The 5,122-nt window shown below is 72.4% G+C and carries 3 protein-coding genes; 2 read left to right on the top strand and 1 reads right to left on the bottom strand.

The window, feature by feature from the left end:
• Positions 1-294: 294 nt before the first annotated feature.
• Positions 295-816, bottom strand: coding sequence for a hypothetical protein (locus GWI24_RS45920; protein WP_247617546.1), 522 nt, complete (start codon positions 814-816; stop codon positions 295-297).
• A gap of 747 nt (positions 817-1,563) precedes the next feature.
• Between GWI24_RS45920 and GWI24_RS39990 the strand changes: the two genes are divergently transcribed.
• Positions 1,564-3,735: a HAMP domain-containing protein gene (locus tag GWI24_RS39990; protein WP_210950935.1), complete on the top strand. Its 2,172-nt coding sequence runs from the start codon at positions 1,564-1,566 to the stop codon at positions 3,733-3,735.
• Between the two features lie 9 nt (positions 3,736-3,744).
• The coding region (gene pgsB / locus GWI24_RS39985) for a poly-gamma-glutamate synthase PgsB (protein WP_210950934.1) at positions 3,745-5,122 on the top strand (1,378 nt) is incomplete at its 3' end.

The following is a 5,122-nucleotide window of genomic DNA, read 5'->3' as shown; positions in this document are numbered from 1 at the left end:
GACCTTGGTCCGGGGCTCCGCCCCAGGCCCCGGATCGGGGGTTCTGCCCTGACCCTGGCCCGGGGTTGCGTCCGAGGTCCTGGATCGGGGGTTCTGCTCCTGACCCTGGCCCGGGGCTTCGCCCCAGGCCCCGGATCGGGGGTTCTGCCCCTGACCCCGGCCCGGGGTTTCGACCCTTCGCGTAGCATCCATGCGGCTCCGCCGCGTGGCGGGGTTCCGCCCCAGACCTCGGGGTCCAGGGGCGGAGCCCCTGGTAGTGGGAAGGGGCGGGGAGGGGAAAGGTCCGCCGGGCGGTCAGCCCGAAGCGTCCTTCGCCCACCGCGCGGTCACCGTGCCGATGGCCGCCACCGCGTGCCCGGTCTGTCTGTCGCTCGCGCGCACCGACCGCGCGAACTCGATGTGCAGGAACGGCACATGTTCGGTGGCGGCCCTGCGGCCCTGGACGTTGTCGCGCCCCTCCAGGGGGCAGCCGCGGACCCAGGCGCGGCAGACGGAGAAGTGCCGCGCGGTCAGGGCGGCCGAGAGGCGGCGGGCGTCCGGGCGGCCCGCCCGGCCCTTACCGGTGGAGGCGATGACGTCCCGGCCCGGCGCGGAGTCGTCGGCGAAGCCGTGGATCTGGACGCCGGGCAGCCCGCGCCAGGCGAGCTCGTCGCAGACCGCGTCGAAGACCGAGTCCGTGCGGTGGGCGGCGTCGGCGGCATCGTCGTCCCCGGCCCTGCGGTGGGCGCCCGCGAGCACCAGGACGCCGCCGGGGGAGTCCAGGAGCACGCGCGCGCCGAGCCGTTCGGTGTCCGCGTCGGAGACCGGGTGCGGCACCTGGACCGACCAGCGGGCGGGCGCGGAGAGTCCACATAGACCCGGGCCCAGCCGCGCGGATCGGGGCCGTCCGCGGTGCGGTCGGACAGCTCGGCGTAGCGGCGGCCGGTGCCGGTGTCGGTGAGCTTACGGAGCCGCAAGCCGACGTCGGCGAGGAGCGGGCGGGCGCGGTCCGGGTGTCCGTCGAGGATCAGGCCCACCGCGTGGGCGACGTCCCGGCGTTCGGCGCGGCGCGGCTCCTGGTAGTCGCCGTCGGGGTCGAGCCCGGCGGCGAAGTCGGTGATCCTGCGCTCCAGCGGGACCTCGGGGCCCCGCGCGCCGTCCGAGGCACGGCCGTTGTCGTCTCCGGATGACCGGGCGATCGTATACGTGCTCAATGCCGCCACGAGCAGGCCGAACGCGACCGTGACGGCCGCCACGGTGATCGCCTTCGCTCGTACCTTCGCCATGACCGCCTCATCGTAACCACCCGCTTTACAGGGGCATATCGGGATGAGACGGGCGAAGAATGACCTCAGGGTGAACGACCGGCAAAGAATGCCAGACCGCCGTTTGCCCGGACTTGATTGAGACCAAACAGGTTTCCTCGTTTTTTCTTTAAGATGTGCAACCCTTTGATCCGTCTGGCTGTCTGACGGTCCGGATCGCACTCGAGTGCGCTCTGTGTGGTGTGAGTTGCATGAGAGGAGCCCATCCGTGGCCGCTTCGCGTTCGAAGCGGCGGCACAAGGTCCGCCGAAGGGCCGATATGTCGCTTGTGGGAGGTATTCGTCCCCCCATAGCCGTGCTGTCGGTTCTGCTTCTCTCCCTCGCGGGAATCACCGCCCTCACCCTGGGCAAACCGGACAACGCCCTGGTCCCCAAGGCGGTCCTGACCTCGCAGCAGTACGTCGCCGAGGACGGCGCCATCGCGCTGCGGGCGTCGCTCGACGAGTCGGTCACCGACCTCACCGGCACCGCGACCCTCTTCAACGAGGGCAAGCCGGTCTCCGCCGACACCGTCCTGGGCAAGGTCGGTGAGGTCTACCAGAAGTGGCGTGGCACCGCCGTCATCGAGATCAAGTCGGGCAAGATGCTCGCCGCCCGCGGCGAGAACGTCCCGCTGACCGCGATCGATCTCAGCAAGCTCTCCCGCGGTGACGGGCTGGCCCCGCGCATGGTGCGCCTGGAGAACGGCCAGACCCGGCTGATCATCCCTGCCCTGCTGTCGTGGAAGGGCCGGCCGCAGCAACTGCTCGTCGCCTCCAGCACCCTCGGCTTCCCCGGCGTCGACCTCGGCCCGGGCCGCGCCATCGGCGTCGTCGACTCCACCGGCCGGCTGCTCTCCAGCCACGGCGCCCTGGACAGCGAGCGGGCCAGGAACCAGCTGGCCTCCTTCGCCAAGACCGCCGCGCGCAAGGGCCGGCAGCACCCCATCAAGGCCAAGGAGCCCGGCGCGGGCGGCTACACCGGCGTCAGCGGCCACCTCACCGGGGGCGCCGCCGAGGACGTCCGCACCGTCGGCGGCTACGCCACGCTCACCCCGCCCCGGCCCGGTGAGCCCACCACCGCCAGCAGCCTCGGGCTGACCGTCGTCACCGGGGTCGATGTCTCCGCCAAGGTCTCCCAGATCACCCGCCCCGCCTTCGGCGTGGCCGCCGCCGGCGCCCTGCTGCTCATCGGCGGGCTCGCGGTGATGGTGCTGCTGGGCACCGTGCAGCGCCCGCTGATCCGGCTGTTCCTGGAGAGCCGCCGCCTCACCCGCGGCGATCTCGCCCGCCCGGTGAGCGTGCCCAGGGCCGGCGAGGCCGCCCGGGTGGGCGCCGCCCTCGAGCGGCTGCGCCGGCAGCTCCAGGGCGAGCCCGCCGACGCCCCGGGCCCGGCCGTGCGCAAGGGCCTGGGCGCCCGCGCCCTGCTCGCCGTCTGCGCCGTCCTGCTGCTCGTCTGGTCGGTCCCGCTGATGCTGGTGCTCAACCGCGCCGACTCCTCGGTCAAGGTCCCGGTCCAGATCGTCCACGACCAGAAGTCCCGCACCGTCACCCTCAGCGACCGGGTCCGCCGCGCGCTCAACGAGGGCCACGCCGACCTCTCCGCGGTCGCCGCCCTGATCGGGGACCGCACCACGCCGGAGGACATGAAGAAGGTCCTGGAGCGCACCATGCAGGACCACGACCGCTACCAGTCGATGTACGTCCTCGGCGCCGACGGCGAGATCCTCGCGCGGGCCGGGGACAGCCCCCACCACGAGGACGGAAAGAGCCCCTCGAAACAGGCCATCGAGGTGACCGGCGAGGGCGGCAAGAAGCCCGTGGTCACCGCCACCGCCCAGGCGCCCGGCCGGGGCGGCGCCGCCGTCGTCGGCGAGTTCCGCATCGAGTTCGTCAACGCGCTGCTGGGCCGCCAGGGCATGGGCGAGGTCCGCGTCGTGGACGCCAAGGGCCGGGTCATCGGCGGCGACTCCGGCTACATCGCCTTCGAGAAGGCGCCCTCGTACATGAGCTCGCTGCTCGCCACCAAGCAGGCGAACGCCACCGTCCAGCGCGGCGGCACGGTACGGGTCGCGGCCGCCGCGCCGTTCAGCGGCGGCGGCGCGGCCAAGTCGCTCCAGTGGAGCCTGGCCAGCTGGCAGCCCGCATCGGGCCTGGCGATCCCCGAGTACAGCCTGCAGAACCGGACCGTGCTGGCCGGGCTGCTGGGGCTGACCGCCGCGGCCGCCTGCCTGGGCTGGCTGCACATCGTCGTCGTACGGCCCCTGCGCGCCCTGGCCGGACAGGCCGAGGCGCTCGCCGCGGGCGACCGCAAGACCGTGCTGTTCCCACGCCACCACGACGAGGTCGGCGCCGTGGTCCGCAGCCTGGAGCTGATCCGGCAGCAGCTCCAGGGGCAGCCCCGCAAACGGGACGGCGGCAGCCGGACCCCCGCCGGCGTCGGAAGGAACTGAGGCCCCACCGTGCTCTTCCTCTACACCGTGCTCGTGGTGTGCGAGGCCGTCCTGCTGATCGCCGGCATCGTCGAACAGCGGCGGCACCAGACCAACCTCGATGTGATCCCCACCCGGGTCCTGGTCAACGGCATCCGCGGCAAGTCCTCCATCACCCGGCTGTGCGCGGGCGCCCTGCGCGGCGGCGGGCTGACCACCGTGGCCAAGACCACCGGTACGGCGGCCCGCTTCATCCACCCCGACGCCACCGAGGAACCGGTCTACCGCAAGTTCGGCATCGCCAACGTGGTGGAGCAGATCGGCATCGTGCGCCGCGCCGCCGCCTACAACCCGGACGCGCTCGTCATCGAGTGCATGGCGGTCATGCCGGCGCTCCAGGAGATCAACCAGTCCAAGCTGATCCGCTCCACCATCGGCGTGCTGTGCAACGTCCGCGAGGACCACCTCGCCGAGATGGGCCCCACGCTGGACGACGTGGCCCGGTCGCTGTGCCGGTCCATGCCGGAGAACGGCATCTGCGTCACCGCCGAGCAGGACCGCTTCCACATCCTCCAGGAGGAGGCGGACGCCCGGAACTGCCAGTTGATCTACGCCGACCCCACGACGGTCAGCGACGAGGAGCTGCGCGGCTTCAGCTGGTTCACCTTCAAGGAGAACGTGGCCATCGCGCTCACCGTCGCCGAGCTGGTGGGCGTCGACCGCGCGACCGCACTCCAGGGCATGTACGACGCCCCGCCGGACCCCGGCGTGCTCTCCGTCGAGCGGTATGCCACCGAGGACGGCAAGAAGCTGCGCTTCGCCAACGTCTTCGCGGCCAACGACCCCGAGTCGACGCTGATGAACATCAACCAGCTGCTCGACCTCGGCGCCATCCACCGCCCGCTCAACGTGGTCATCAACTGCCGCCCCGACCGGGTCGAGCGCAACGGCCAGATGGGCGAGATCATCCCCGACCTCGACCCCGAGCAGGTCTTCGTCATCGGCCACCCGGCCAAGTCCGCCATCGACGCCATCCCGGCCCAGTACCGGGACCGCGCGGTCGACCTCGGCGGTGACCGCCGGGATCCCGAGGAGTTCATGGCCGAGCTGCTCGGCCGCCTCGGCCCCGACTCCTCCCTGGTCGCCATCGGCAACATCCACGGCCAGGGCGAGATCCTCCTGGAGCACCTCGCCGAGCTGCCGCCCGACGAGAGCGCCGATGACACACCGGCGGCACCGACCGCACCGGCGGGCGGCGAGCGCCATGTCGAGCACGTGGACACGGTCCAGCTGTACGCGCCCCGCCTGGACCCCTACCAGGGCTACCCGGAGGCGTACGAGACCCGGTACGCGCCCCAGGCGCGCGTACCGCATCAGCGCACCCCCGAGCGGCCGTACCCGCGGACGG

The organism is Streptomyces sp. MK37H (assembly GCF_018035285.1).
Classification (GTDB): Bacteria; Actinomycetota; Actinomycetes; order Streptomycetales; family Streptomycetaceae; genus Streptomyces; species Streptomyces endocoffeicus.
Note: the sequence above shows the minus strand (reverse complement) of the source record. Positions and strands in the feature narration are given on the sequence as shown.